General features: G+C 58.5%; 19 protein-coding genes and 1 pseudogene. 7 read left to right on the top strand and 13 right to left on the bottom strand.

Annotation, left to right across the window (positions count from 1 at the left end):
* Positions 1–162: 162 nt before the first annotated feature.
* A complete protein-coding gene (locus NO363_RS00875) occupies positions 163–2,343 on the bottom strand; it encodes a carboxypeptidase-like regulatory domain-containing protein (protein ID WP_256686167.1) in 2,181 nt (726 codons plus the stop codon).
* A gap of 89 nt (positions 2,344–2,432) precedes the next feature.
* Between NO363_RS00875 and NO363_RS00870 the strand changes: the two genes are divergently transcribed.
* A complete protein-coding gene (locus tag NO363_RS00870) occupies positions 2,433–3,116 on the top strand; it encodes a hypothetical protein (RefSeq protein ID WP_256686166.1) in 684 nt (227 codons plus the stop codon).
* A 111-nt stretch (positions 3,117–3,227) separates the two neighbouring features.
* Here NO363_RS00870 and NO363_RS00865 read toward each other — a convergent pair whose 3' ends face one another.
* The 7 genes from NO363_RS00865 to NO363_RS00835 all read right to left on the bottom strand — a co-directional run bounded on the left by NO363_RS00865 (position 3,228) and on the right by NO363_RS00835 (position 11,647).
* A complete protein-coding gene (locus NO363_RS00865) occupies positions 3,228–3,902 on the bottom strand; it encodes an ABC transporter ATP-binding protein (RefSeq protein ID WP_256686165.1) in 675 nt (224 codons plus the stop codon).
* A 71-nt stretch (positions 3,903–3,973) separates the two neighbouring features.
* Positions 3,974–5,644, bottom strand: a complete 1,671-nt coding sequence (locus NO363_RS00860) for a sodium/phosphate symporter (RefSeq protein WP_256686163.1) — start codon at positions 5,642–5,644, stop codon at positions 3,974–3,976.
* Positions 5,641–8,694 carry an ABC transporter permease gene (locus NO363_RS00855; RefSeq protein WP_256686162.1) on the bottom strand — a complete coding sequence of 1,018 codons (3,054 nt, stop codon included), beginning with the start codon at positions 8,692–8,694 and terminating at the stop codon, positions 5,641–5,643. The genes NO363_RS00860 and NO363_RS00855 overlap by 4 nt, the downstream gene beginning before the upstream one ends.
* Before the next feature lie 119 nt (positions 8,695–8,813).
* Positions 8,814–9,338 (bottom strand): metal-dependent hydrolase, encoded by a 525-nt coding sequence (locus NO363_RS00850; protein WP_256686161.1) that lies wholly within the window; start codon positions 9,336–9,338, stop codon positions 8,814–8,816.
* A 75-nt stretch (positions 9,339–9,413) separates the two neighbouring features.
* Positions 9,414–10,580 carry a ferritin-like domain-containing protein gene (locus NO363_RS00845; protein WP_256686159.1) on the bottom strand — a complete coding sequence of 389 codons (1,167 nt, stop codon included), beginning with the start codon at positions 10,578–10,580 and terminating at the stop codon, positions 9,414–9,416.
* Positions 10,581–11,022: 442 nt separating this feature from the next.
* Positions 11,023–11,379 carry a type II toxin-antitoxin system PemK/MazF family toxin gene (locus tag NO363_RS00840; protein WP_256686158.1) on the bottom strand — a complete coding sequence of 119 codons (357 nt, stop codon included), beginning with the start codon at positions 11,377–11,379 and terminating at the stop codon, positions 11,023–11,025.
* Entirely contained in the window at positions 11,372–11,647 is a 276-nt protein-coding gene (locus NO363_RS00835) for a hypothetical protein (protein ID WP_256686157.1), read from the bottom strand. The genes NO363_RS00840 and NO363_RS00835 overlap by 8 nt, the downstream gene beginning before the upstream one ends.
* 166 nt (positions 11,648–11,813) lie before the next feature.
* On the opposite strand from NO363_RS00835, the gene NO363_RS00830 reads away from it, so the two are divergent.
* Positions 11,814–12,698: an MOSC domain-containing protein gene (locus tag NO363_RS00830; RefSeq protein WP_256686156.1), complete on the top strand. Its 885-nt coding sequence runs from the start codon at positions 11,814–11,816 to the stop codon at positions 12,696–12,698.
* A gap of 52 nt (positions 12,699–12,750) precedes the next feature.
* On the opposite strand, the gene NO363_RS00825 is transcribed toward NO363_RS00830, so the two are convergent.
* A complete protein-coding gene (locus tag NO363_RS00825; RefSeq protein WP_256686155.1) occupies positions 12,751–13,695 on the bottom strand; it encodes an NADP-dependent oxidoreductase in 945 nt (314 codons plus the stop codon).
* A gap of 188 nt (positions 13,696–13,883) precedes the next feature.
* On the opposite strand from NO363_RS00825, the gene NO363_RS00820 reads away from it, so the two are divergent.
* From NO363_RS00820 to NO363_RS00810, 3 genes are all read left to right on the top strand, one after another.
* Positions 13,884–14,189 (top strand): hypothetical protein, encoded by a 306-nt coding sequence (locus tag NO363_RS00820; RefSeq protein ID WP_256686153.1) that lies wholly within the window; start codon positions 13,884–13,886, stop codon positions 14,187–14,189.
* A gap of 446 nt (positions 14,190–14,635) precedes the next feature.
* Complete coding sequence (locus tag NO363_RS00815) at positions 14,636–15,958, top strand: glycosyltransferase family 2 protein (RefSeq protein WP_256686152.1); 1,323 nt, start codon at positions 14,636–14,638, stop codon at positions 15,956–15,958.
* Positions 15,959–16,469: 511 nt separating this feature from the next.
* Positions 16,470–17,639 (top strand): glycosyltransferase 87 family protein, encoded by a 1,170-nt coding sequence (locus tag NO363_RS00810; protein WP_256686150.1) that lies wholly within the window; start codon positions 16,470–16,472, stop codon positions 17,637–17,639.
* Positions 17,640–18,046: 407 nt separating this feature from the next.
* Here NO363_RS00810 and NO363_RS00805 read toward each other — a convergent pair whose 3' ends face one another.
* Complete coding sequence (locus tag NO363_RS00805) at positions 18,047–18,349, bottom strand: hypothetical protein (protein ID WP_256686149.1); 303 nt, start codon at positions 18,347–18,349, stop codon at positions 18,047–18,049.
* 277 nt (positions 18,350–18,626) lie between these two features.
* Here NO363_RS00805 and NO363_RS00800 point away from each other — a divergent pair.
* A pseudogene (locus NO363_RS00800) lies at positions 18,627–19,611 on the top strand (IS1595 family transposase).
* Between the two features lie 396 nt (positions 19,612–20,007).
* On the opposite strand, the gene NO363_RS00795 reads toward NO363_RS00800, so the two are convergent.
* The 3 genes from NO363_RS00795 to NO363_RS00785 form a co-directional block, all read right to left on the bottom strand.
* The gene (locus tag NO363_RS00795) at positions 20,008–21,219 is read right to left on the bottom strand and encodes a glycosyltransferase family 4 protein (RefSeq protein WP_256686148.1); all 1,212 of its coding nucleotides are present in this window, start codon (positions 21,217–21,219) and stop codon (positions 20,008–20,010) included.
* A gap of 91 nt (positions 21,220–21,310) precedes the next feature.
* Positions 21,311–22,264 (bottom strand): NAD-dependent epimerase/dehydratase family protein, encoded by a 954-nt coding sequence (locus NO363_RS00790; RefSeq protein ID WP_256686146.1) that lies wholly within the window; start codon positions 22,262–22,264, stop codon positions 21,311–21,313.
* A 62-nt stretch (positions 22,265–22,326) separates the two neighbouring features.
* On the bottom strand, positions 22,327–23,349 hold the full coding sequence (locus NO363_RS00785) for an NAD-dependent epimerase/dehydratase family protein (protein WP_256686144.1): 1,023 nt from the start codon (positions 23,347–23,349) through the stop codon (positions 22,327–22,329).
* 491 nt (positions 23,350–23,840) lie between these two features.
* Here NO363_RS00785 and NO363_RS00780 point away from each other — a divergent pair, with 491 nt between their 5' ends.
* On the top strand, positions 23,841–25,646 hold the full coding sequence (locus tag NO363_RS00780; protein ID WP_256686143.1) for a hypothetical protein: 1,806 nt from the start codon (positions 23,841–23,843) through the stop codon (positions 25,644–25,646).
* Positions 25,647–25,745: the final 99 nt, after the last annotated feature.

Genomic DNA, 25,745 nt, shown 5'->3' with positions numbered 1-25,745 from the left:
CCGCCACGTTCCGTGTTGGTTGGCCTCGATAGCACACGAAATGTACTCTCTTTGTGTCGACCAACGTGATACGGACCTGCAGTACTTGTGGTGGAGAGCACACGAAATGTACTCTCTTTCTGTGCCCACGATCAATCCCCTATCGTCAGGGTAGTTCAGATATCACTCCGATCTCGAATCAACATCTGAGTCCGGGTTCTCAGCCGATGCTTGCTCGTCCGGATCGGTCATCGTCTGGGCATCGTCAAGCGCCGAGGAGGCCGTGTCCGTCGAGACCGATCGCTGGGAGAACGTTGCGCGCTCGTAGCGTTCGGTCAGTCGTCTGAGCGCCCCGAGCTGTCGGTCGCCGAGCCCACGATCGATACACGCATCGAGGAACTCCCAGTGGGTTCGTGCGCCCCCGAGTTCGGGATCGCGACCCAGGACTCGTCGAACGGCCGTGTACGCGAACCCGACGGCACCGTCGGCATCACCCGCGGATAGCTCCTCGCGGGCCGCCCTGAGCAGCGCTCTGAGCCCTTCGCGCGGGTCGTCGGTGCTGTCTGTGGCCCCACTCGCCGACGTCGACGAGGCATCGTCCGTGTCGTCTTCGGTGATGCCGAGCCATCGCCGGAGCACCGAACCAAGGGCGCCGAGCACGACTACGATACCGAGCCCGAGCAACAGCTGATAGCTGATCGGGAGCGTCCTGAAAGCGGCCACGAGCTGTTCGATGAGGCCGGTCGTCTGGGCTGGCACCATCAGCTCGATGGTCGTGTGACGACGCGACGATTCGAGGTTCGTCTCTCCACCCTCGAAGGTCGCACCGATCGTCGCCATCGTCGTGCCCGTCTGATCGGCGAAGACGCCTTCGGGCACCGTAACGTTGGCGTCGTAGCTGCCGTTCTCGTCGGTCGTGACGGACGTCGTCGAGTTGTTCAGCCCGACCGCTACCGTTTGGTTCGTGACGGGCGTTCCGTTGGCGCTGAGTTGGCCCTCGACGTGGACGATCGGCCCGCCGACGGCCGAGCCATTGACCGACTCCTGAGTGGCGTTGAGCGACAGCTGCGTCGGTGTCCGCGTGATCGTCACCGGGATCGACGTGTTCGTTCTGGCGACCGACCGGTTCTCGAGGGGCATGGAGACACGAACGCGTTGCCGGCCGGGGGCAACGTCGGCCGGGAGCTCGTGAGCCATTTTGAAACGGCCCTCGGAGCCCGTCCGGACGCGGCTGCCGTCGGCGAGGGTGAACTCCTGGCCGTCGATCGAGACGGCGACCGGTACGGAGCCGACGCCGCTGTCGTTGACGGCGACGCGACCGGTGACCGACAGCAGCTCGTCGAAACCAACGGTCTTGGGGGTCGTCTCCGCCTGGAGCGTCGGCGTCACCTGGCGAACATCGATGGGGACGGTTGTCCGGTTGCTCCGATAGATCGACAGGGTCGACGGTCGATAGCGCACCGTCAGCCGGCGCGTATCGAGCGGGAGCAACGCCGGACGGTAGGTGATGACGTACTGGCCGGCCTTGTCAGTGGTAGTCCGTCGGAGTCGGTTGTCGGCCTCCAATACGACGGTACGATTGGCAAGCGGCGTGCCGTTGGCCGTTCTGAGATAGCCGCTCACGACGAGTGAGTCGTTGAACGTGATCCGGTTGTCAGCCGTCGAGGCCGTGACCGTCGTGTTCACGAACTGCTCGACGCTGAGCGTGTCGGCGACCGCGGAGACGTTTTCGGTGGTCTCGTTGGTTGTCGCGATCGCCGCCGAGAAGTTCTGTGTCGTACCGTTGTCGATCGCGCGGTAGTCGTCGGTCAGTCGAGCGCCGGTTTCGTTGATCTGTTGGGAGAGCCGTTGAGCACGACGGGCGAGCCGGCGGGCACGCTCGGTCCGGCCGCTTTCGCGTGCAGTGCGGTACTGGTCGACGGTCTTGCGAAAGCGCTGGACGTCATTTGTGTACGATGTCTGATTGTCCCTGGCTTCCTGGAATTCGTCGGTGTTGTTGGTCTCCGAATCCGAGCTCCGGGTGACGTTGACGTATTTGCCGAGCCAGTCGGGGTACTCCTTCGATCGGTTGCAGGCGTCGTAGTTGCCGACCTCAAGCCCCTCCGAACAGTCGATGAGCGTCTCGCCGAGCCGATCGGAGAGCGCGCCCTGGAGCTCGGAGACGTTGCCGTCGTCGTCGACCGCTTGCGGGTCCTCCTGCTGGACGCTGGAGTTGTTCGCGACCTGGCGGATCCCGACGTCGTCGGTGTGTCCGAGCGCCGTCCCGACCGGCAAAGCGATGGCCGAGAGAACGACGATGGCGATCACGAGACCGCAGCCGAGGGGCGTCAGCGATCGCGTTCTCGTCCGTTTCTCGGCGGTCACACTCGATCCACTCGGTGATCGGGTAAAACACCTTTCGTTCCCCCGAACCAGCAGTATTATATCACCGCCAGCGACGCGTATCCATGTTAATGGTGAAGATACGTTCCCGTTGGCTGTCCGAACGGCTCTCGACCGATCGCTCGAAACGACGGATGCTCGCCGTCGGTGTGATGGTGCTGCTGGTGGCCCTCGCCGGCTGTGGCGGCAGTCCCGACAACAGTGAGACGACCGGCGTGACGTCGGGCACGGCCACGCCGGCCGACGGCGTTGAGATGGGGCCCGGAACCGCCACCGAAGGCGATGGTGAAGCCACGTCCACGGCCGCGCCGGCGGAGACCGAGGCGGTGAACCTCTCGGTCGCCCCCGCGAGCGCGAACACGACGAACGCTACGCTGCTCGTCCGGGCGACGGTCGACGAGGCGTCGGCCAGCGACGGACTCGAGAACGTCACGGTCGATACGGGTGGCGGGCTCGATCTCGGTAACGTCACGACCGCCGACGTCGACACGGCCGGGATCGACACGGGTGGCGTCCTGCCCGGCAACGAGACGAGCGAGAGCCTCGCCGCCAACGTTGATGAAGTCCGACGCGCCGACGACGGCCGAACGCTCACGATCGCACTCGATGGCAACGAAAGCGTCGCTGCGGGCGACGAGATCGTCGCCGTCATCGACGGCGGCGTCACGACGACCACCCCCGGCAACTATTCGTTCGACCTCACGATCGACGGCGGGCCCACACGGACTGGCAACTACACCGTGGCGGCAGCCTGAACTCCCTCCCTGCTCGCGGCATACGCCGCTCGCTTGCGGTGGGGTGTTCAGCTGGATTCCCCGACGATCGGTCGGCGACGCTCTGGCGGCGATCGTCGTTGTGGAACCGTATTAAGCGGGGTCACCCGACGTCGGAACCGTCGTGCCGTTTTCGAGGGCAACGATCTCGTCGAACGCCGAGCGCAGCCGCCGGTCGTGACTGATCGTGAGCAGCGCCGTCTCTGCGGTCTCGTGGATGTCGAGCAGCAGTTCGAGCACCCGATCGGCGGTGTCCGGGTCGAGCTGGCCGGTCGGCTCGTCGGCGAGCACGATCGCGGGCCGGTTGGCCAGCGCACGGGCGATCGCGACGCGCTGTTTCTCGCCACCGCTGAGGGTGGCCGGATACTGCTCGGCGAGGTCGGCGATGGCGAGCTCGTCGAACAGCATCCCCAGCCAGTCGGCGTCGCGCTCGCCGGTGTGGTCCTGGGGCAGCGCGGCGTTCTCCCAGGCCGTGAGATCCGCGACGAGCTGGAACTCCTGGAAGACGAACCCGAGCGTCTCGCGCCGGAGGCGGGCCCGCTCGGACTCCGATAATGCGTCGGTCGCTGTCTCCTGGATGGTGAGCGTCCCGCTCGTCGGGCGGTCGAGCAACCCGAGCACGTCGAACAGCGTCGTCTTCCCGGCGCCGCTCGGGCCCTGGACCAGCGTGCGCCCGTCGGACGGCACGGCGATCGAGACGTCGTGTAGTATCGCCTCGGTACCGCGCGTCACGCCGATGTCGGTCGCGTCGAGGGCGAGGGAAGCCATTGATCGACGTTCGACCAACGGACGCATAAACCCACCAGAGATCGAACTACTCGACGGCGGCTTGCTGTGATTCAACACTGTGACGACGACGTGGTCGGTCGCGTCAGCGAGAACGGATCGGCACCGCTGGTGGTGTAGACGAGGTTTCGGTCGGCGAGCCAGTGGCGATAGCGGGTCGGCGGGATCGTCGCCGGCGCCAGCGGGAACAGATGTGCGCCGCTCGTCGTCCACGACCGGGCCGACAGCACCGGACAGTCCGGCGGCGAGCCGCCGGTCAGCCAGCTTCCGACCGGGGCTTGCGAGGCCTGGGTACGGCCGGGGTAGTAGAGCGACCCGATCCGCGTCGACGGATCGTCCGATGTCCACCGTCCGGGGACGTGTGTCGCAGTGAACGACGCGGCGGCGAACTCCTCGTGGGTCGTCGTGCTCGGATACGTCGCCGTATCGAGATCGACGAACGCGAGCGGTGCGGTCAGGGCCGCACTCAGTAGTAAGAGGGTCACGGCGATCGTCCGCACCGACCCGAGCCGACCCGGGAGTCCCAGCCGCCCGAGCGAGAGTCGCCCGGCGGCCGGGAGTCCAACGGCCGCCAGCGCGGCGAGAACGAACACCGGGAAATGGACGAACGTCTGCGTTCGCATCACCGTCCCGTAGAACTCCGGCGTGAGCGAGGCGGTCAGCGAGAAGAACGTCTGGACGGCTGGCGCGGCAAGCAGCGCGACGACGACGGCACCGTCGCCCGCATCGGCCGTCACGTCGGGCAGTCGAGAACTCGCCAACACCACCGGGACAACGAACAACGACGCGAGCGCCAGGATCGGCAGCGGCGTCGTCACCGTCCCCGGAAAGACCGGCACGAAGACGTTCGCGACGAGAACGGCATAGCCGACCGCGACGGCCCCGAGCAGCCCCGCCCGCTGGAGGCGTGGCTGTGCCGAGCGTACCCAGAGGACGCCGACGACCAGCACGATCAGCCACGCGATGAACAGGCCTGGGAAGGCGAGCACGCGCCCGACGTACGGCACGGTGAGGCCGACCCGTGCCGCGACCTCGTAGTAGAGCGCGAAATACGCCCAGAACCCGCCGACAAAGACGAGCCCGACCGTCGCCAGTCGCGTGCTCGGCACGCGGAGAAGCTGGGTCGCCAGCACGCCGAGAAGCGTGAGCGCCGCGATGAGCGTGCTGAAGGTGTGCAACAACGGGAAGGCAATGGCGATGACGGCGGCTGCAACGATCCACGCCGGCCGGCGCGTCCGGAGGGCGCGATGGAACGTGATCGCGAGCAACGGAACGAGCAACAGTCCGATCGCCTCCTCGTCGGCGACGCCGGTCCGCCGGAGATAGAGCCCTTCGGCTGCGAGCCCGAACCCGGCGACGACGGCGGCACACCGAACGCGACGACCCGAGAGCGCGAGCCGGCGTCCCAGCCGCCGGACGACGGCGACGGCGGTGAGACAGGAGCCCGCACCGAGCACGGCAATCACCGGCTGTGCCATCGTGACCGGCCGGCTGTCGGTGAGCGCACTGACGAGCGCGAGGCCGCCGGTGAACACGAAGTTGTCGGCCCGCAGACGACCCAGTGGGAGCTGGCCGCTGGCGAGCGTGTCCCGCGCGAGGGCGGCGTAGTCGAACCCATCGAGCGTCGCGGGGAAGGGACTCCAGTACAGCGTGAGCGTCCGGAACGCGAGCGCGACGGCGAAGACCGCGAGACAGACGACCACGTACCGGTGTCGCCGCTTCATCGGTCATCCTCCCGCGTCGTGGGCTCGGAGACCGTCCCGTCGAGCAGGTCGGTGGGCGGACGGGTGAGAAACGGGAGCGTCGCCAGGACGGCTCCGAGCACCGACAGGGCGAACGCGCCGACGGCGGTGCCCAACAGTACAGGGCCCGGGATCGCCGTCGAGAGCCGGATCCCGAACAGCGTGAGCAGATCGAGCTGTCCGAGCAGCCGGACGGTCCCGACGCCGAGGGCGAGCGCGACGGCGACGGCCGGCACCGAGAGCAGACAGACGTCACGGAGCACGGTCGTGAGCACGCGTCGCGGGGACGCGCCGGTCGCCCGATGGATGCCGATGGCACGCCGGCGGGCGTGGATGACCTGTGTGAAGGTTGCAGTCGTCGTCCCGATCGTGGTGAGCGCGGCGAGCACCAACATCGTCACGAACAGCAACTGGACGTTGCCGAACACGCTGCGGATCGCTTGCCCGATGCCGGCACCGCCCGAGTACTGGCCGTTGCTCGCGAGCGCCGAGAACAGTCGCTGGTCGCCCTCGACGGTGTACTCGCTCCGGGCGAGCGATCCGCTCGATTCGTTCGACTGCAAGCGCACGGTGTAGGTGCCGGGGGAGGCCCGCTGCTCAGAGCCGCCGAACAGCTCGACGGTCACTTGCGTCGTCGCTCCCGGTTCGAGCGTAACGTTTCGCTCGCGGGTCGTCACCGGCGACGTCAGCGTGAGTCGCCGCGTGAGCGTCCGGTTCCAGGGGTTCGCGACCGTCACGGTCGCCTCCGGGCGTTCGAGCACGCTTCCCGTCTGCGGCGTGATCGCAAGACGGGCCGAGGGCCTGCGCTGGGCCGACGTCGTGACCGTCAGGTTCTGTGTCGCCGCCGGGCGCTCACCCTTGCTCGCACGCAGCGTGTATTCGCCGGGTGCGGTCGGGAGCGTGACCCGTGCGACGCCGTTGTCGCCGGTGGTCCACGTTCGGTTGGCGACGGCGACGGATGCGTTCTCGACGGGCTGTTCGGCCGGCGTCACCACGGGTACGTACAGCGTCGCGTTCGGCGGGGCACGCCCCGGTAACTCGGTCGGGAGCCACAGCGAACGACGTGGAAGCACGCGTACGGACTGCGTGTAGCTGTCGACGCGCAGCGTTCTGTTGCCCGCCGTCGGCAGCCGGACCGGAATCGAGATCTCGTCGGTTGCCTCCGGGCCGAGCGTCACCGAACGCGTTCGCGTCCGATTGCCGACGCGGACGGTGATCGGCCGCGTCACGTTCGTCGCCTCGAGGTTCTCGACGTTCGCCGTGACCGCGAACGAACGGTTCGCCTCGACGACACGGGGTATGGAGACGCCGGTCACGCTGATCGCGTCGCCGGCGCTCCCGGTGTCGTTCGCTCCGGCGCCGTCGGGGAGGGCGGTTCGCTCGGTCCGGATATACTGGACGGTCCCGGAGTCGAGCGCGAGGTGATGGGCCGTCGACAGCGGCACGACGAGCTGGTCGTCGGCGACGCCGGTGGCGTCGAACGTCCCGACGACGGTGACGCGTGTCGTCGCCGGCGAGAAACTCCCACCGAGCGGGAGCGACTCGCCGACATCGATGTCGAGCGTCGTGGCGAGGTCGCTGCCGACGACGGCCTCCGCCGAGGTTCGGGGCGGACGTCCCTCGACGAGGCTCGCGTTCGTGACGGCGGCAAAAGCCGTGTAGTTGGCCCCGAGTCCGAGGAACGGCTCGCCATCGAGCGCCTGTGGCAGGATGATCTCCGGGCTCGCGGCGACACCGCGCTCTCGAAGCACGGGGACGTAGTTCGTATCGATGCGGCTGTTGAGGACGTGTGGCGCGTCGGCCTCGGCGATCGTCCCCTCACTTTGGGTCGACAGCGGCGCGACCGCACCCATCAGCGAGACGACGAGCACGACGACGACAACGAACACGGCGAGCGTCAGCGCCGTCGGCACGATGGCGCGGCCGGCGAGCAGCGTGGGGCGCAGCGCCGCCCGGCGGCCGCCCGTCGATCGATCGCTCTGTGTCCGTCCGGTTGTAGCCCCGATCCGGGCCGGCGGCGCGGTGGCCGCGGACCACGCCGCCAGGACGCCCGCGAGCACGCCCGCAAGCACGAGTCCCGGGAGGATGACCGCCAGCGCGGCGATGGCGACCGGCGTCAACGTCGGTGTCAGCGATATCGGTAACCCGGCAAAAACCGCCACGTTGACGACGGCGTTCGTGGTGATCATCCCGACGGCGTAGCCAAGCGCGACACCGATCGTGACGATCAGCCCCGCCCGAACGCCGAACAGCGCGAGGATCCGCCGTGGCGTGCCGCCGGTCGAGCGGATCACGCGGATCGCCCGCCGGCGGTCCCTGACGGTCATTCGGAGCACGTTGTAGACGACCACGACGACGAGCACCGCGCTACCGAGCGTCGCGGCGAGCAACACCGCCAACAGCTCGCGCATCCCGGCGAACAGGAACACGAGCGCGGCGACAATCGGCGAGCCGGTTTCGGGCACCGACAGCAACCCGCTCGCCGATCGGGTGGGATGGATGACGAGCGCCTCCGTGTCGCCGTCGCTCACCGTTCGCACCGTCGAGGCGTTCGCGACGTACCACTCGGTCGGGAACAGCGAGGCGTTCGTGGCGTGTGGCCGAACGGTCAGGCGGGCGGGGCCTGTGGAGGTTGCAAATCGCTGTGCGGTCCGCGTCGCGACTGGCCCCTGAACGGTATCGTTCGGCGCAGGGAGCGTCGCTCGCTGCCAGCCGACGGTGGTGTCACCGAGTTCGTTGGTCGTGTTCGGCGGGACGCCGACGAACCGCTGTAGGGAGTCGTTGTGACGCAGCGTGGCCGTCGGCAACACGATCTCGTCGGTTGTCGCGTTAGCCTGTGCGGCCCCATAGGAGCCCTCGTACGACACTGTCGCCGTCGTGTCCAGCTCGTCGGCGATCGTGGCCGTCTGTGCGCCGGCCGCGGCCAACAGGAGGGTGGTCCCGACCAGAAAGGCGGTCGTGACCGCGACCACGACGACGGTGAGCCGATCGCGGCGAGACCACCGGGAAAGCAGCGTGCGGGTGTAGCTCACGAACCGGTGGCCTCCAGCATCGTTCCGATCCTCTGTCCACAGCGGTATATTTCTACCCTCTTCGGCCGATAGCAACGATCGGACATAGTCGCGACGTCACGACCGCGCCGGACGGTCGGTCAACGAGAGAACAGCTCTCGCCCGGGGGCGCCATCTTCGATCCAGACGACGTATAGGATGGCCAGAAGCGTAATCTGTGTCAGAAGCCCGGGCGTGAAGGCGAAATCGGGGATGTGCGTGAGGAAGGTTCCCTCATCGCCGAACGGTGGCGGTGGGAGCAGTGGCCAGCCCAGCGAGGAGAGATAAGCGTACTCGCCCGACAGGAGGAAGCTGTATCCGTCGCCGATCAGATGGGAGCCGTAGCTGACGGCGAAGGCAACGCCGAGATCGAGACGGCTGCGGCGGCGATAGTAGTAGCCAACGAGCGCACAGACGGCCACCATCGCGAACAGCGAATGTGCGAGCGTGCGACCGCTCGGGAGGAGGTGAAACGTCCACGCCAGTGGCTTATCAATGAGATCCGGCAACTGCGTCCCGAGCAGAACGAGCAACACCGTCGTGCGATCCATCTCCCATCGTGGGACCACTCGCATCAGCGCCGACACGAGGAGGTAGCCAAACGCGAGATGGCCCCAGGGCATCATCATCGGTGAGTGGCGGCGCGGCTGGATGATCGTTGCGGTCGTCGCGACCGACGTTCCGCAAAAAGGTGTGGATCGCTATTCGACGCGGATCTGACCGCGGATCTCGCCGTCGGGGTTCTGTGTCGTGTGGACGTTGACGTACGCCCCCTTCTCGGTCATCGATCGGAGCTCCTGGGCGGATTCGCCCTCGAGCGGCCCGACGAGGTCCGATTCGGTGATGGTGCCGCTTGCCAGCTGCCCGTCCTCGCTGACGCCACTTTCCTTCGGTCCGAAGAGGAACGCGACGACCGGCCCGTTTTCGCCCTCGTTGCCGAGATGGATGTGGGCGGCCGTGACGTTCTCGATGTTCTGGACCGAGAGCTCGTACTGCAGTTTGGGGCCATCGCTGCCTTCGACGAGTTCCAGCGTCGCCTCGCCGGTGGCGTCGGTGTCGACCGGCGGTACCTCGTTCTCGCCGGCGAGTTGCACGTTCGACTGCTCGATGACCTCCGCGTCCCCGCCGCCCGAGTCGCCCGCACCGACGATGAACTGCTTGGCGATCGGGAGCACCTGGTCGCGCGTGCGAGCCGGGTTGAACGCGTTCGGTGCGGGCCGCTGGAGATGCAGGAGCTGGAAGTAGGTCTGGTGGTTGGCCTCGACCGAGTGGATGCTCAGCGCAGCTTCGAGTACGTCCTCGCTGTCGATCAGCGGGGCCGCGCCGGCGTAGGCGGAGACGCCGACGGCCTCGAGGCGGTCGGCGACCGCGACGAACTCGGTGATCGACGAGTAGGGGAACTCGTAGTCGGCGGGTTCGACGGGCGTCCCGCCGAGGTCCTTGATCGTCTTGGTGAGTGCTTCGACGTGGGCTTCCTCGTGGTCGCGGGTGTCTTGGATCTGCTGATAGACCGAATACTGCAGCGTCTCCCGGTCGAAGTAGTTCGCGACCTCGGAACGCTCGACCTCGTGTTCGGAATACTGGTCGAGGAAGTCGTTGTAGTAGGCCGCTTCGAGGTGCTCGAGCGTGAGCGCGTAGTTGAGGATCTCGACGTCGCTTGGGTTCCAGTCGGATCCGCCGCTCCCGTTGGAGTCGTTCCCGTCGTTGGCCGCAACGGTGCCCGCACCGAGCGTGGTCAGGGCGGACGCGGCAACGCCAGTTTTCGCCGCGTCGGACATGAACGAACGTCGCGAGCGGATGGATTCGTCGATACGACCGATGAACTGTAGCAGGTCTCGTCCGTTAGATGGGGTTGTATCGTCTGTCATATGTACCACTCCGAGTGTGCCAACTCGAAGGTCGAGGGGCAGCATTAAAAGTGTATGGGTGATTGATAAAAACACGTGATGGTTCGAGCGATAATATGCTCGGACTCTACGACTACTGTAGGATATCAGGCGCGGAGCGGTGAGTTGGTTTACTAGACGTTCTCGTCGGAAGGAATTTCGGTTCCACACTCCCGACACTGGTTCGGTTGCCAAGCCACAGTCCGGACGATGGACTGTGTCGCATCACACTGCGGACAGTGTTCTTCGCTGTCCGGCGTCTTTCTGTACCCCATCGGTGTCTATCTGTTTGACTGGCTTGTAAAGAACTTGGCGGATGTTTTCGCCTCTTCCTCGTTAAGCTGAGTGATTCAACACCGGAACTAACCGGATTCGAAGGGGTAAGGGTGCCGCAGGTGTCGTCGCGCAATAGGCGCAGGCTCCATCAATCGAGACCGAGTTCGAGTTGTAGCGCACTATCGATCTCACGCATGACGGAGGCTGGAAGCTGCCCGGCGACGAACTCGATTCGTTCGGAGATATCGACCGTTCGAATCTGGTCGAGACGCACCGATGAATCCTCGTTGAAATCGCTCTCGTCAGCGTTCACCAGCACCTCGAAGGGGTAGCCACGATGGGTGGTTGTTGCGGGGGCGACAACCGTGGTGTGGGAATTTCGGTTGCCGACATCGTTCTGAACAACGACACTCGGGCGTGTCTTGCGGATTTCGTGACCACGTGTCGGATCCAGTGCGACAATGACGATATCGCCCCGCCGCACCACCGGCACATCATCACTCATGAGTGTCGGGATCGTAGCCTTCGACACCAGGAGCCGGTCCGAGCGAATCCCACGCTTCATCGGACGCATGCTCCCAGTCGCGGGTAATGTCGCCAGCAGATTCGCTCGCGTCGCGGTAGGCTGCTGCAAGCTCCTCTTCGTCCGGCCGGTCGGTTTCAATCGCAACGACGGCAACCGTGACGCGCTTGTTTGCATACTCGGTGCCGAGATACAGCCGGCCTCGGTCGTCAGCTTCTTTGGTACGAATATCGTCTGATTCGACGTTCATTCTTATTGCCCACTATTGCCCACAGAGGGTTAACTCTATCCCACTATAGCCCACGATTAGATCTCGTAGGGTTCACCCATCGGCGGCTTCGGCCACAGTCCAATACGTTAACAAATGTCACACACTGAGACAACATCTAAGCGAGTTCGGACCAGTATATCCTGTCATGGCAGCAGTTTCTCGAATCAGGCTGTATCCAGTCAAATCGTTGTCCGGGGTCGACGTCGGGAGCGTGTTGATCCGTGATTCGGGGCGGTTGCAGTACGATCGCGAGTATGCCCTGTTCAGCGAGGACGGCACCTACGTGAACGGTCGACAGAACAAACTGGTTCACAAGATCAACACCACAGTCGACCTCGCGGCAAACACGATCGACTTCGCAATCCACGATACGAACCGGACGTTTGCCTGCGACCTCGATGGCATCGACAGCAATCCGGAGTTAGAGGCGTGGTTGACTGACTTTTTCGACGAACCGATCACCGTCGAACGAGCTGCACAATCGAACTTCACTGACACCGCGGGCGGTATCGCTCCGATCCGAATCACCGCCACGGGCCCGACTGTCGTCGGTGAGGAAACACTGGCCGACGTCGCCTCCTGGTACGACGACCTCGATGCCGACGGGATTTTCCGGCGACTGCGAACCAACATCGCAATCGATGGTGTCGAACCGTTCTGGGAGGACAAACTCTATTCGGACACGCCGGCGACACGTCGCGATCCGGGTACTGGCGTGGAGTTTACGGTTGGCGACGTGACCCATTATGGGGTTATGTGTAAGCCACGCTGTGTCGTCCCCTCCCGGGATCCCGAAACTGGTGAGCGAAAGTCGAATTTCACGGCGAAGTTTATGGAGCAACGAAAGGAGCGATTCCCCGACTGGGCTGATGCAGAGACGCTGGGAACGAACATGGACCGCGAGGATGCAGACGATTATTACTATTTGACGGTCGTCACACGACTGCCATCACACGAGGCCGGCAAGGAGATCGCCGTCGGTGACGAGATCTCGATCGAGGGGGAAGTGCCCCTCTTGCAGACGCATTAGTTCTTCCTGCGTTTGCCCATTTTATCCGACAACGGCTTCGCCATCGAAGTGCTTAGGTGTCGCTGTCGGGTTCGAGGACGAGCTTGCCACGCGCGTGATCGCTTTCGAGTTCCTCGTGGGCGGCAGTTGCATCCGCGAGCGGGTAGGTGTCTGCAATCGTTGGCGTGACGGCTCCCTCATCGATCAGTGTGGCGATCTCAGAGAGCGTGTCACCATCGGCTTCGACACCGACTTGCTGGCTGTCGACGCCGTAGGCGTCGAGTTGCTCTTCGGGTGGGGCATCGAGCAAGGGCGTGATGGTCCCGCCCTCACGCAGGACCGACAGCGAGCGCTCGCCCGTTTTACCACCGATCGCATCGAGCACGAGATCGACCGGCTCGTCGATCGCGTCGTCGAACTGGGTAGTCTCGTAGTCGATGGCCTGGTCGACACCGAGATCGGTGAGGAACTGTTGGTTGTAGCCGGCAGCGGTCCCGATGACGGTTGCCCCGTGCTGCAGCGCAAGCTGTACGGCGATGTGGCCGACACCGCCGGCGGCCGCATGGATCAGCACGCGGTCGCCGTCCTGTAGGTCGCCCTGTTCGAAGAGCGCTTGCCATGCTGTCAACGCGACCATGGGGACGCCTGCGGCGGTGGTGTGGCCGATGGTCTCCGGTTGTGGAGCGACGTCTGCCGCAGGCACCGTCGCGTACTCCGCGTAGGCGTTGCCCGCAGCCGGAAAGCGGGCTAGACTGTAGACACTGTCGCCGACCTCGAAGTCGGTGACTGCGTCGCCAACGGCGGCGACGGTGCCCGACAGATCCCAGCCAGGGATCCACGGCAATGGATACTCGATCTGCCCGTACCGGCCGGCAGTGTCGACCGGGTTCAGGCCGGCTCCGCGAACGCGCACGAGGAGTTCGTCGGCTGTGGGTTCGGGCCGCTCAACGGATTCGTAGCGAAGCACGCTTGGGTCGCCATGCTCGTGGACACGGATCGCCTGCATTTCCTCGGCCATTGTTCTCGGTGGTTGATACAGTTCGATGCCCGATATTCTTATTGGGAAATGATGTATTTTCTACTGCTTGTGAGTCGAGGGAGTGTTTCTGACTATCGAAGGTCGTTGCCGCCATGAAATCATCTTCGATGGTCTATGAATAGGCTTATCTCCGATGAATTGTTGCTTCGTCATGATGGTAGTTGTCAATGAGTGAATCTACATCCATCCAGACCGAGCTTTCGGATGAAGAATACGACCACTTCAAATCGCTTGCCGACGAGCGCGGACTCTCACTCACTGCTGCACTCAGAGAAGCGGCTGAAGTATGGATGGAGCAGCAACAACGGACCAATCCGGATGATCCGCTGTTCGATATTCTCGCCCAGCTTGATCAGGAACCACTGCCGGAGAACCCACGCACGAATGCCGCCACAGAAGGTGACTTGATCGATGACTGGGATGGGGCGACAGTCGGGATTCGGTGCAGTGAAAATCCCAGCCGCGAGGAGTAGGTGACAGCGGAGAGCGTCGTCGACAGACGCAGCCACTAGATCGTTCACGGACCAACTAATATTATCAGTTGCAAGCACAACGTATATAACCGATGAAACTATGGACAGCGAGAAACAGTTCCATATATGGTGGTGAATTGATGAGGAGGCTCAGACTAATCAAACAAGTGCCCCAGGTTACAGGGCGCAACCATGATTCCGGGATCTAATGGCACTAATGCACTCATTGTCGGTCAAAAATAGTATCGGTCGCGTCTATAGTTCGCCCAACGGCAATAGCCGTAGATTCGTCCAATCGATCAATCATCATCGATCCGTATCGATAATTCAATCGAGGCTGATTGGAGGAGACAGAATCAGTGAAGGTTTCCTATCGGGTAGTGGTATTCGAAACTGCTTGGACAGACGAGCGTGTCGGCCCGGACCAGTGACTGACCCATGATGTTATGAGCGAATACAAGGCGAGCGAAGAACAGCGCGACGAACACAGCTCTGGGACGGCGAGAGAACAGCCTGCAATTGGTGTTGTTTTTGAGCCCCAATCTGTCGATGCGATTGCGCGGATCGTACTGCGAGCAACCCAGCAGGGCCAGCAGGTGCTTGTTCTCAACCCGAACGAGAACGATCGGCTTCGAACGCTCGATTTCATCCATACAGCGAACGTCCATCTGATCGATGTCCCACACTCGGCTGAAGAGGACACCTATCACCAGCAACTGGAAACAGCAGCGCGCACGCTCGGCCTTCCGGGCGTCATCATCCATGATGAGCCAGACGATTATATCGATCGTGAGGCAACGCTGTCGGCGTTCAATGAGTCCGGATACTCTATCGACGCCATCCCACAGTTACAGCCTGACAGCGGTCAATCAACAACGCTCGTTGCGATTCCCGCCTATAACGAAGCAGCGACGATTGGCGAGGTAGTTGCAGAGGTGCTAGAACACGAAGAGGACGTGCTGGTAATCGATGACGGGAGTACGGACGCTACTGTCGAACAAGCACGGGCAGCCGGTGCAACGGTCCTCGAACGCGAGGCCAACGGTGGCTACGGAGCCGCGCTGAAAACGGCCTTTCGGGAAGCGTACAAACAACGGGCCGAACAGCTCATTATTCTCGATGGGGACGGCCAGCATGACCCGGCGGATATTCCTCGCTTGCTGGCTGCACTTCGCGACGATGGTGCAGACATCGCCATCGGTAGTCGGTTCGCAGCTGACTCGGAGACGACAGTCCCGTTCTATCGTCGTGTCGGGCTCGCCGTGATCAATCTGCTGAGTAACCTGAGTCTCGGGGTCGTACGATCGGCCTCGTGGATCGACGATACACAGAGTGGCTTCCGGGCGTACAATCGCCGCGCGATCGAGTCGCTACTGGCTGACGACGAGGTTGGCGACCGGATGAGTGCGAGCACGGATATCCTCTATCACGCACATCACAACGACTACGCGATCGAGGAAGTCGGGACGACGATCGACTACGATGTCGAGAACGGGAGCCAGCACAATCCGATTTCACATGGGGTTCATCTCGTGATGAACATCGTCAAAACAGTTGAGCGCGATCGCCCGATCACGTTCTTGGGAGTCCCCGGCTTTCTCTCCGCGTTCGTTGGGCTTGGCTTTGGCTACTGGACGATCTCGAATTTCATCAACTCGGGCAGCTTTCCAAGTGGGCTCGCAATCACCTCGATGTTTTTCGTTCTGATCGGGATATTTGCGTGTCTCAGTGCGGTCATGCTGCATGCGCTGAGTACACAGATTCAGTGATAAACCGCCACAATCAGCAGCAGTCCACGAGCTTGCCGAGAAAACAGGAGTCGAGGCCACCAGCGAAGCAATACAGCTGCTCGATACAGTCTTCGTGGAGCACCCCGACAAAAGACACGTGCTCGTGGTTGTCTACGCCGAGCGAGTGCCGAACTGATTGTCACATCTGTCCCGAGCACTGGTCAGAATGCTAAGTTTTAATTCGCCGTAGTTGATGGTACGTATATAGATGGCCGTGAATGCAGATAGTGTTGAGGAACTGGCTGCTCGATCCGCAGGGGGTACGATAATAGCCTCACCGATTGTTGGAGTTCTGTTCTTTAGACGTTTCGGGCACAGGGCTGCTGCAAGAGCTATTTGCTCCCTTTGTTGTCTTTCTATGTTCTTCGCTGGAGTAAGCTTCTGCGCATTCTTATCACAAATCCGATAGGAATTGTCTGCCGGTACGATGGCTGTTTGCCGACAACAAGCAAGCGATTAAATGCCACCCCTTCAGTTTTCGTGGTGAACAGTGATAGCATCTAAACGAAGAATCACTCGGTTAGTTCTTGTCTTCGGCATCCTCGCAGGTGTGGCATCAATATTCTACCAGTTGTCAATATTGGATTTGGGCTTCGGCGGTGATTTCAAGGTCTATTATTTCGCCGTGAAGGACTGGTTAACAGGCGGTCCCGTATATGGGACCGATGTGGGAACCTATCCACTCCCATTCCTTTACCCGCCGCTAACACTCCTGATCCTCCTCCCATTAGCGATCTTTCCAACGTGGGGGATGGCGTATTTAGCCGTGGCAATTCTCCAGATCGGAGCTGGAATTTTACTCTCACAGTTGATAGTGCGCTTTCTCCGACGCTACGATGTGAAACTGTCTTGGGTGGATTCTGTACTACTGTCCCTATTTTGCATCGCATCAATCCTCACAATTGGTGGTATTCGGAACGGAAACATCAATGTCTTTCTGACATTATTCGTGACGTTAGCTGCTGTCATGGCCTATGAGAGAAGAGAAATTGCTGCCAGCACCCTTTTTGTCTTTTCGACACTGTTCAAACTATTCCTCCCACCTTGCGGAATATGGTTTGTCGCCAAGAAACGCTGGCGTGCTGTTGTCGGTTGTGTGGTGTTTGGAGGGGTTGCAGTAGTGCTGAACCTGCTGGTCAGTGTTGGAATGACCGAGAGATACGTAGCAATGGTATTCAGTTATTCCGAGGGCCGCGTCCCTGCTGAAGGCATCCCTGTAGACGCGATAGCTGTCTCGCTTCTCCGTCCATTATCGCAACTATTGGACTTTGGAGGGTCAGCTCTATCAGTAATAGCAATGATGTTCATGCTCTGCGTTGTAGGTTATTTAGCCTATGAGACTGACGGCCTGATTGGTGATATGCACCTTCTGTTCTGGGTTTTACTCATCCCAACGATGGTGGCTTACAAAGAATACCTTGAGTTCGTGATTTTTCCGCTATTTGTACTCCTATATATCGTTGAAAACACAACCGAGTACGTGATTTTGGCGGCGGGTTCACTGTTGATCATCTCGAACTTCAGATTTGAAATCTATTCCGCGATTGTCAGTGGCCCACTATTGGAACTCGGAGAACTTCTCTTTACAGTTGGGAGTGTCCCGCTTTATGGTATAGCGGTCATGCTATTGGGAGCGGTCTACCATCACCATAGCAAATGATAGTTGCGAAATGGTTGATTTCGTCCCATTGATTTTCATATAATTGTTCGTCGCAGAGGGAGCCAACGGGAGATACCAGTCATCATTTTGCGTGTCATATAGCATAATTCCCATATCGTATGCGATTTTCGCCTGCCCCGAACTGCCCCAAGGGTATCGAGTTCTGGGTTTGTAGGGGACCCGTGAAACGCCATTGATGATATTCCGTGGGTTATTCACATCAATAGTCGTATCTTTGTTAAGTGCAACAGTTATATTGTTACTGGACGAATAAGACGGGTTTGAAGTGTCATGTAGCAAGTCTCCAGCGTTGTTTTTCCATTATTTTAATATCGCTTCTTCTCACACCATTGCCAATCTCAACTCCGTGACTCTCATTACCTCTCGCATTAAATTCTAAAGAATTGTTAGTATGATGACCTCCACCTATAGCCGTCTCTACCAATGCCCCCTTTAGCATTATCAGCGACTATTGCCGTCATATCAATATCAGCATTTATACCGCTACTATTGTCATAAAACTTTACTCCATACCTATCATTATGCGCCGAATAGATTTTTTCGAAATGAATATGAGAACTCGTCCCAGTACCGATAGTAATCCCCGACCCTCCCATATCTTCGGGGAGACAGTTCTCAATCTGGAAACCAAAGGCTTTCGTCAGATGGAACCCGTCTTCTGCAAATCCTACGGGGAATACTTCTCTCATATGAGCGTTTGTGATTCTGTTTGCGCCACTGTAATCCGTGACCAAGAAATTCCCTGACGAATTTTGGTTTTTGCGCCCATTATATTGAACCGCTTGGATGAATGGGAAAAAGGGTCTGTTCATCAACTGGGCCGAATTGAATAGCATCGACGTTCGCTCCCACTCCCATCGCTATTATTGTAGCATTCATCCCTGCCCCCGTCAGAGCGATGCCATCATAATCCGCTCTTGCCGAGTCTAGTGAAACAGTCACGTAGGAACTACAGCATCCCGCCGTATGCTAGTGGTTATGTTCCAGCAGACAGCTTTCGGCGGGATGCTACAAGACGTTGTTGAGCGGCAGGCAATAGTGTTCCGCCCGAGCCGCTCGACACCATCGTCGAGCGGCGCTGCAAGCACGCGTGGGAACAAGCTCCCTGTTCTAAATGTGATGAAACAGTCCTCCAGACTCGGGACGGGAGTCCCCGAGTCTGGTGTCGCAACTGCCGCTATAGCTTCACATACACCCGAAACACACCGTTCGCAAACAGCGGCCTCACTCCTGGGGAACTCATACTCATCTTCATCCTCTACGCCGATACCTTACTCAGCATCAACCAGATTGCCCAGCTGTTCGGTCCCTGCTACGACACGATTCACGCGCAACTCCGCGAGGGGGAAGCCGCATTCGAGCGCGGCTTCCCCCTCGTCTGGGAACGTATCCAACACATCGTCGAAGGACCCACACAGATCGACGAAACTGGCTCGAAGTGCTCCGGTTACAAAGGACAGTCGCCGCCGCGGGACGGCCTCTCCCGCGGTGGCTCCGGCAATCCTGGCCGATCACGCTGGGAGGGTGCCCTGGAGACAAACTGACGCTCGTCGCGGCGTGCCGCGACGTGCTGCGTGTGGTTTCGGCAGAAGAAGGTTCTGCGTACGACGAAAATCTCGAGCCAGTAATCGAGGAAGCAGGCGATCTCTCCCAGCCGCTGGGAGAGATCTGGACCGACGAGTTACCCGCCTATCAGCAGATGGACCACGAGCACCGAACCGTCGTTCATGACGATGAGTACGTCTCAGACGAGGGTATCCACACGAATCAGGTCGAATGCCTTTGGTCCCTCATCGAACCGTGGCTGGAGAAGTTCCGTGGACTCTCCAAACCAGGATTAGAGCAGTCCGTTCGAACCTACGGGTTCGTACGGACGTTGAATCTCGTCGGAGCACCGCTACACGGCCTTATTGACTGCTTCATCCTCAACGTGTTTCATCAGACTCGGTAAGAGAGTCATAATCAAAAACAAATGATGAAGTAAACTCATAACGCCCTGAAAGAACATGGATATGGCATTTCCCTTTCTCGTAGTTTTGATGTCGTTAAACAGGGCGTGAACGTCCTTGTTGGCGTTCTCGAAGTGTTGTCCCGTTTCAGGAGCAACCGCCTTGTAAACTCCATCGTCGTTTCGCACAACATAGTCGGCAATGTTGGTGGACTGGGTGACAGATAGCTCCTCGGCATGTGACGATACGGCTACTGCTGCTCAACCAGGTTCTACGTGATCCCACGAGCCAGAACAACGGGGAAACCGACGGCTGGATCGGATGCCGATGCAGCGAGCTTCTGGGATTTCGAGCAGTTCCGGGAGAGAATGAAACGTTCGAGCCAGGGTATGAATCGACTATTCGGCGCGGGTTGAAGACAGCGTCGGGGATTCCTCCGATAGAGTATGTTCGTGAGAGAGAAGCTCGAAATACCGGTCGAGAGAGTGATCTTTCGTGAATCGGTTTTCGAAACTCGAACGGGCGTTCTGACCCTGTTCGGCTAGCAACTCTGGATCCGACTTCCACGTTTCGAGCGCGGCTGCTACTCCCTCTGAATCGCCCTGAGAAACACGAATCCCAGCATTGCATGTGTCAAGAATCCGTGCTTCATCGCTTTTCGGTTGGGCAATGAGAAGCACTGGTTGGCCCGCAGCCAACGCTGTATATAGTTTACTCGAAACGCAAACACCTTCTAAACTTTCTTCAACGGAAACAAGCGAGACATCGCCAGCCGTAAGCGAGTATGGGAGATCATCCAGCGGTTGGTAGGGCATGAATTCCACCGTATCGCCGATGAGTCCGAGCTGATCGGTCAGTTCTACGATACTGTCTTTGTTGTCGCCCTCGCCGATGATGAGAAGCTTTGTGTCGTTTTCGAATTCTGTTGCTGCTTTGATGACAGTTTCGAGATCGTGATTGTCCCCGATGTTTCCCGAATAGAGAAGCGTGAATTGCTCGTCAAGACCGTGTGTTTTGCTAAACCAGTTTTCATCTTTCGTTTTTGGCTCGATGAATTCCTCGTCTTCCCAGTTGTGAATGATTGCAATTTTTTCTACATCGAAGTCCGCACCCGCGACGCGACTGATCCGATCGCGCATCGCTGGACCGAGGGCGACGATATGCTTTGCATCGTGGAATACTGCTGCACTCAGACGCGACCAAACCCGATCGATGACTCCTCCGCGTTTGAAATAGCCTGTTTCGACCGTGAAATCGGGATAGAGATCGTATACGATATAAGTGTATTCCCAGCCACGAAGACGACAAACAGGCCACATCGCAAGCGGTAGGAATGGCGGGTTCGAGACGAAGACGAGTTCGCGATTGTCAGGCGCGTTGCTCAGCAGCAAGGCGAAAAACATCCAGATCGTAAAGACGATCCAGTTGAATCCTCGACGGATGAACGACGATTGGCGGAGTTGAGGTGCGCGAATCCGATTGATCTCGACTCCTTTATAGAACTCATGTGATGGTTGTGTTTCGTTCGCCCCACTATGGTAGTTCGGTTGCCCAGTGAAGACAGTCATGTCAAGCCCGCGCTCTTGGAGGCCAACCGCGAGATCCGTCATCAGCTGTCCGGTCGAAGCAGTGTCGGGATGGAAATACTCCGAGACAAGGACGTACTCTGTATCGCTTTCAGACATGAGATTCAGAACTATGCTATCGCTCGTGGAGGAGTGTTTCGAGGTTCTCGCGGACGTACTCTTTGTCGCGGGCGTCCACGTACCAATCGAGCGTGTTCTTGATCCCCTCCTCGACGGTGTACTCGGGTTCCCAGCCGAGGAGTTCGTTGGCCCGAGTGGTGTCTGCGGCACGATGACGGACCCCCTCTGGTTTATCCGTCATATAGTTGATCTCGTCAGGTTCCCAGTCGAAGTAGTCAAAGACATACTCGACGGCTTCGTTCATCGTCACGTACCGGCTGATACCGGCGTTGACCGCAGTTCCATCGGTGATGTTCTCAGCAGCGAGTCGGAGTGCGCGCGTGATATCTTTGACGTAGGTGAAGTTGCGAGTTTGGTCACCGTCGCCCCAGATCTCGAAGGGATCTTGGCCGGCGTATGCTTTCGCCATGAACGCGACGATCGCGTGGGTTTCGTTTTCCCGAGGCCCATACGCAGTGAAGATCCGAACGGCGCTCGTATCGATATCGTACTGTTCCTGGTAGGCTTGCAGCGACCGTTCGCCCATGAGCTTGGCCCATCCATACATCTCGTCGGCGTATGCGCCGCCACGTTCGTCGAAACTCACCATGTCTTCGTGGAGGCGCTGGCGTTCCTGTTGGATGTCGGTTGGATATGTACAAGCACTTGATGCAAAACAGATCCGCTCGACGTTGTTTTCGGCGGCAGTCTCGTAGACGATGTTGTCCAACGCTAGGTTTGTCGCACAGTTCGCTGGGTAGTTCGAGATATATCCGCGTCCGCCGTGGTCCGCCGCGAGGTGGAAAACAGTATCTACGCCTGCTGTTGCCTCGTTGGCGAACTCCCAGTGTTTAAGATTGCCTTCAAGAAGTTCGATATCGTCAGCGACTGCTTCTAGGTTTTTCGGCTTCCCACTCGAAAGATCGTCCGCGATACGCACGTCGGCACCTGCTGCGACGAGATCCTCCACGAGGTGACTTCCGATGAACGATGCTCCACCAGTTACCAGAACTTGCTCGCCAGCCCAAGCACTCATTTGTTAGCATCACCATCTGCGAAAGCTGGTTGTTTGGAACTTTCGAGTTCCTCTGCTGCCCACTTGTAGACAGTCTCAAGTCCTTCCTTAAGCGGCGTAGATGGCTCCCAATCGAGTTCTGCCTTCATTTTCGCCGTGTCTGCCGCGTACTTGTCTGTCCCCGTGGGTTTCGAGAGATCATGTTCAATGGTGAGATCTTTTTCACTAATGGCGATAATCATCTCCGCGAGTTCGTTCATCGAAACGACTTCGCTGCCGTTCCCGATATTGATCGGTTCGCCATCAGCCTTCTTCTCGATAGCGTGGAGCAACCCTTCGACGAGGTCCGTGACGTAGATGAATCCACGCTCCTGCGTTCCGTCGCCGAATAGTTCGATTGAACCGCCGTTGGGTTCCTCAATGACCTTTCGGCACAGCGACGGAATGACATGACTGCTATCCGGATCGAGGCTCTCGCGCGGTCCGAAAGCATTGAAGATGCGGGCGCTTGCTGTGTCGAGATCAGTGTCAGTCTGGTAAGCGTCGCAAGCTACCTCGCCGAGTACCTTTGCCCACCCGTAGGTACTATGCGGGTCAGCAGGGATCGCTTGGTCTTCGGTGAATCGGTTGAGATCGTCGTGTTGTTGGCGATAGATGCAGGCGCTCGACGCGAAGAGAAATCGGTCCACGTCGTTGGTGTCCGCGGCTTCGAGCATATGCTGGTTCATCAGTACGCTCGGTGCGAGACCGTTAACGTTCTCTCGTTTTATATAGTGGATACCACCAACACTCGCGGCAAGATGGAACACGTAGTCGATATCCTCGGTGGCTTCGACACAGCCTTTGTGAGTGGTAAGATCAAGCGAGCGGAAATCAATGTCGTCAAGAAGAGGCTCGATCTTATCAATATCACCACGCGAAAGATTGTCCGCGACACGAACGTGGGCACCGCGATTGACGAGTTCTTCGGTCAGAAATGACCCGATAAATCCTGCACCACCGGTCACGAGAGCTGATTTCCTCTCCCAGTCGATGCTCATGTTGTATGTAAGGGATCGGTCGTACAGTTTAATAGCTTGTTATCCGGATGAGTGGGCTCTGGTGAACCGTTAGACAGCACCGGGATGGACCGTTAGAACGAGGGTTTTGAAGCGGGAGACTTCGAAATGCTATGCCCTGTTGATTTGATTGATAGACGGCGAAGGGGAGGGGTGGATAAATGCAATTCTTAGCGTCTCTATCCGTCAATTCGACGTGACGCATGATGCAGAAGCCTGACTCTGCGGTTGTGGAAATTATCAAATTCGATAGAAATCATCAAACGGATCGGGGTATCGTCGGCGATACCTCTCAGACATCTAACAGAGAAATACTTTTTTCGCACGTTGTCGTAACCGCTCCATACCGCAAGAGGGCGTGTCCAATTCCCCCTGAATTCAGCGATAGAACTGCCAGACGGAATCGCCGATCAACAGAGCAAGTACAGAGAATTTAAATGACTTGGGATATCTTTGAACGATACGACGATGGTATGGATCAATACATGAAACGTACTGCTACGCGTCGCTGGAAAATCGTTATCATCTGCTGTAGCCTTTTTTTGATGTCTGTAGCACTGACCCCTCTAGCCCATACCTTCGATATCTCGGTATATGCTGGAATGCCGCTTCCAACCCTGGTTCTATTCGGAATACTCATCTGTATCGCAGTAACTGCGTTGAGCGCTTCGATTATTATTACTGACTACCAAAGAGGACTCTGGGGAGGATTAGCGGTAGCCGCAGTCGCCTATGCTGGGTTTTTTCATTTCTCTTTGGCCCGAGGATACGTTCTCACAACGGGATTTGGACTTGACACCCTTGTTCATCTAGGCTACATAAGTGATATTTTATCTTCGGGTGAAATACATAATTTCCAGTATCCAGCGACTTACCTTCTGTTTGCGGAGGGATCACTACTTACAGGGCTCCCATCACGAATCCTCATGTGGACCGTTGCATGGGCGTTTTTTATGTTATTTATCCTATCGACAATCATCTTTGTACAGATAGTAACAGGAGACAGTCAATTGACCGCAGCAACCGGTCTCGCATCACTTGCTCCTATTTTCGGTGCGTATCGAGTTTCGATTATGCCATGGCTCTTTGCATATTCATTTCTGTTTATAGCGCTTGCAGCGTTGGAACGGTACAGCACAACGAATAGTGGGCGTTGGCTCTTTTGTTTACTGTTGGTGTCTACTGGGCTGGCTGTCTTCCATCCATACACGTCAGTTATTGCAGGCATTACCATCTTAGGGTACGCAGTTCTGAAGCGGCAGTCCAATATCTCTGGGTTCGATCGGAACCCGACTTTGGCTACCATAATTTCGTTTATTTTGTTGGTTGGAATTCCTATTATATTTAAAACTGTGAACAGTTATATCCGCGGTGCAATTGGTAATCTCCTCATAACAGAAACTGGCGGTGGGGCTACGATAGCACAACAAGCATTGATTACAGACTACTCACTCATTCATTTGATTACACGTTTCATCCTCCAAAAGTGGGGAGTGTTACTTTTGTATTTCGGCGTGGCTGGTGTAGCAGTGCTATATTTATTGCATAAGGCTTTCCGAGGCAATACAAATTTTTATGAAAAATACGTCTCATCCCAATATATTATTGGCGGATTGATTAGCATCTTATTGCTTTTTGTTAGAATTTTTGCAGCTAATATCATTCGTGTATCTCAATATCTCATCATGTTTAGTGTACTTGCTGTTGCGATTGCAATACTGAAAGTCAGCCAAAGAATTCGCACTCTAACGTCAACACGGGTTGCCGTTGCTATGTTGTTGATTATGTCGACTCCTGTGATTGGTCTTGACTTGGGTACTACGTATCAACCTAACGATCATATCTCGGAGAAGACTGCAACGGGTTACAACTGGCATCTCGACACGAAGAATATGAATAAACAAACAGCCCTTCGTGGGGATCGAGACAAACTTGCTAACTACTTTTATGGTCACGCTCGAACAGTTAATGCGCTCAAACAGGGCAATTATATCAGGAGTACGCTTAGTCTACCGAGAATGCTGGGTTACAACGAATACACATCTATCTCGAAAGCAATAGGGGCTAACAACTCAATCTATCTTGTGACACGGACCGCTGACCGTCGCTGGTATCATGCTGAACCAAAGTGGCGCTACAAAGACCTGAACTACTATACTGCAGATGAACTTCAGAGGTTGAAAAATGACAATACTGCCAACAGAATATACTTTAATGGTGGCTTATCAGTTTGGGTAGTTGCTGCGCCAAGCACGAACACATCTGGTTCAGGTTCGTGATCCAGCACCGTTCGATCCAACAAACCATCGCATTTCGCCCATTTCACTCTCGATCTATAGGGATCTGCACGATTCTCGGAGCTCTTTTCTCAGGATATT

Source organism: Halococcus qingdaonensis (genome assembly GCF_024508235.1).
GTDB lineage: Archaea > Halobacteriota > Halobacteria > Halobacteriales > Halococcaceae > Halococcus > Halococcus qingdaonensis.
The sequence above is the reverse complement of the archived record's forward strand: the minus strand, read 5'-3'. Positions and strand labels throughout refer to the sequence as shown.

Bases quoted from the DNA above. Each gene is read 5' to 3' on its own strand.
- NO363_RS00870 (WP_256686166.1), top strand. From the start codon at position 2,433: ATGGTGAAGATACGTTCCCGTTGGCTGTCCGAACGGCTCTCGACCGAT.
- NO363_RS00865 (WP_256686165.1), bottom strand. From the start codon at position 3,902: ATGGCTTCCCTCGCCCTCGACGCGACCGACATCGGCGTGACGCGCGGT.
- NO363_RS00860 (WP_256686163.1), bottom strand. From the start codon at position 5,644: ATGAAGCGGCGACACCGGTACGTGGTCGTCTGTCTCGCGGTCTTCGCC.
- NO363_RS00850 (WP_256686161.1), bottom strand. From the start codon at position 9,338: ATGATGCCCTGGGGCCATCTCGCGTTTGGCTACCTCCTCGTGTCGGCG.
- NO363_RS00845 (WP_256686159.1), bottom strand. From the start codon at position 10,580: ATGACAGACGATACAACCCCATCTAACGGACGAGACCTGCTACAGTTC.
- NO363_RS00840 (WP_256686158.1), bottom strand. From the start codon at position 11,379: ATGAGTGATGATGTGCCGGTGGTGCGGCGGGGCGATATCGTCATTGTC.
- NO363_RS00835 (WP_256686157.1), bottom strand. From the start codon at position 11,647: ATGAACGTCGAATCAGACGATATTCGTACCAAAGAAGCTGACGACCGA.
- NO363_RS00830 (WP_256686156.1), top strand. From the start codon at position 11,814: ATGGCAGCAGTTTCTCGAATCAGGCTGTATCCAGTCAAATCGTTGTCC.
- NO363_RS00825 (WP_256686155.1), bottom strand. From the start codon at position 13,695: ATGGCCGAGGAAATGCAGGCGATCCGTGTCCACGAGCATGGCGACCCA.
- NO363_RS00820 (WP_256686153.1), top strand. From the start codon at position 13,884: ATGAGTGAATCTACATCCATCCAGACCGAGCTTTCGGATGAAGAATAC.
- NO363_RS00815 (WP_256686152.1), top strand. From the start codon at position 14,636: ATGAGCGAATACAAGGCGAGCGAAGAACAGCGCGACGAACACAGCTCT.
- NO363_RS00805 (WP_256686149.1), bottom strand. From the start codon at position 18,349: ATGAGAGAAGTATTCCCCGTAGGATTTGCAGAAGACGGGTTCCATCTG.
- NO363_RS00795 (WP_256686148.1), bottom strand. From the start codon at position 21,219: ATGACGGATCTCGCGGTTGGCCTCCAAGAGCGCGGGCTTGACATGACT.
- NO363_RS00785 (WP_256686144.1), bottom strand. From the start codon at position 23,349: ATGAGCATCGACTGGGAGAGGAAATCAGCTCTCGTGACCGGTGGTGCA.
- NO363_RS00780 (WP_256686143.1), top strand. From the start codon at position 23,841: ATGGATCAATACATGAAACGTACTGCTACGCGTCGCTGGAAAATCGTT.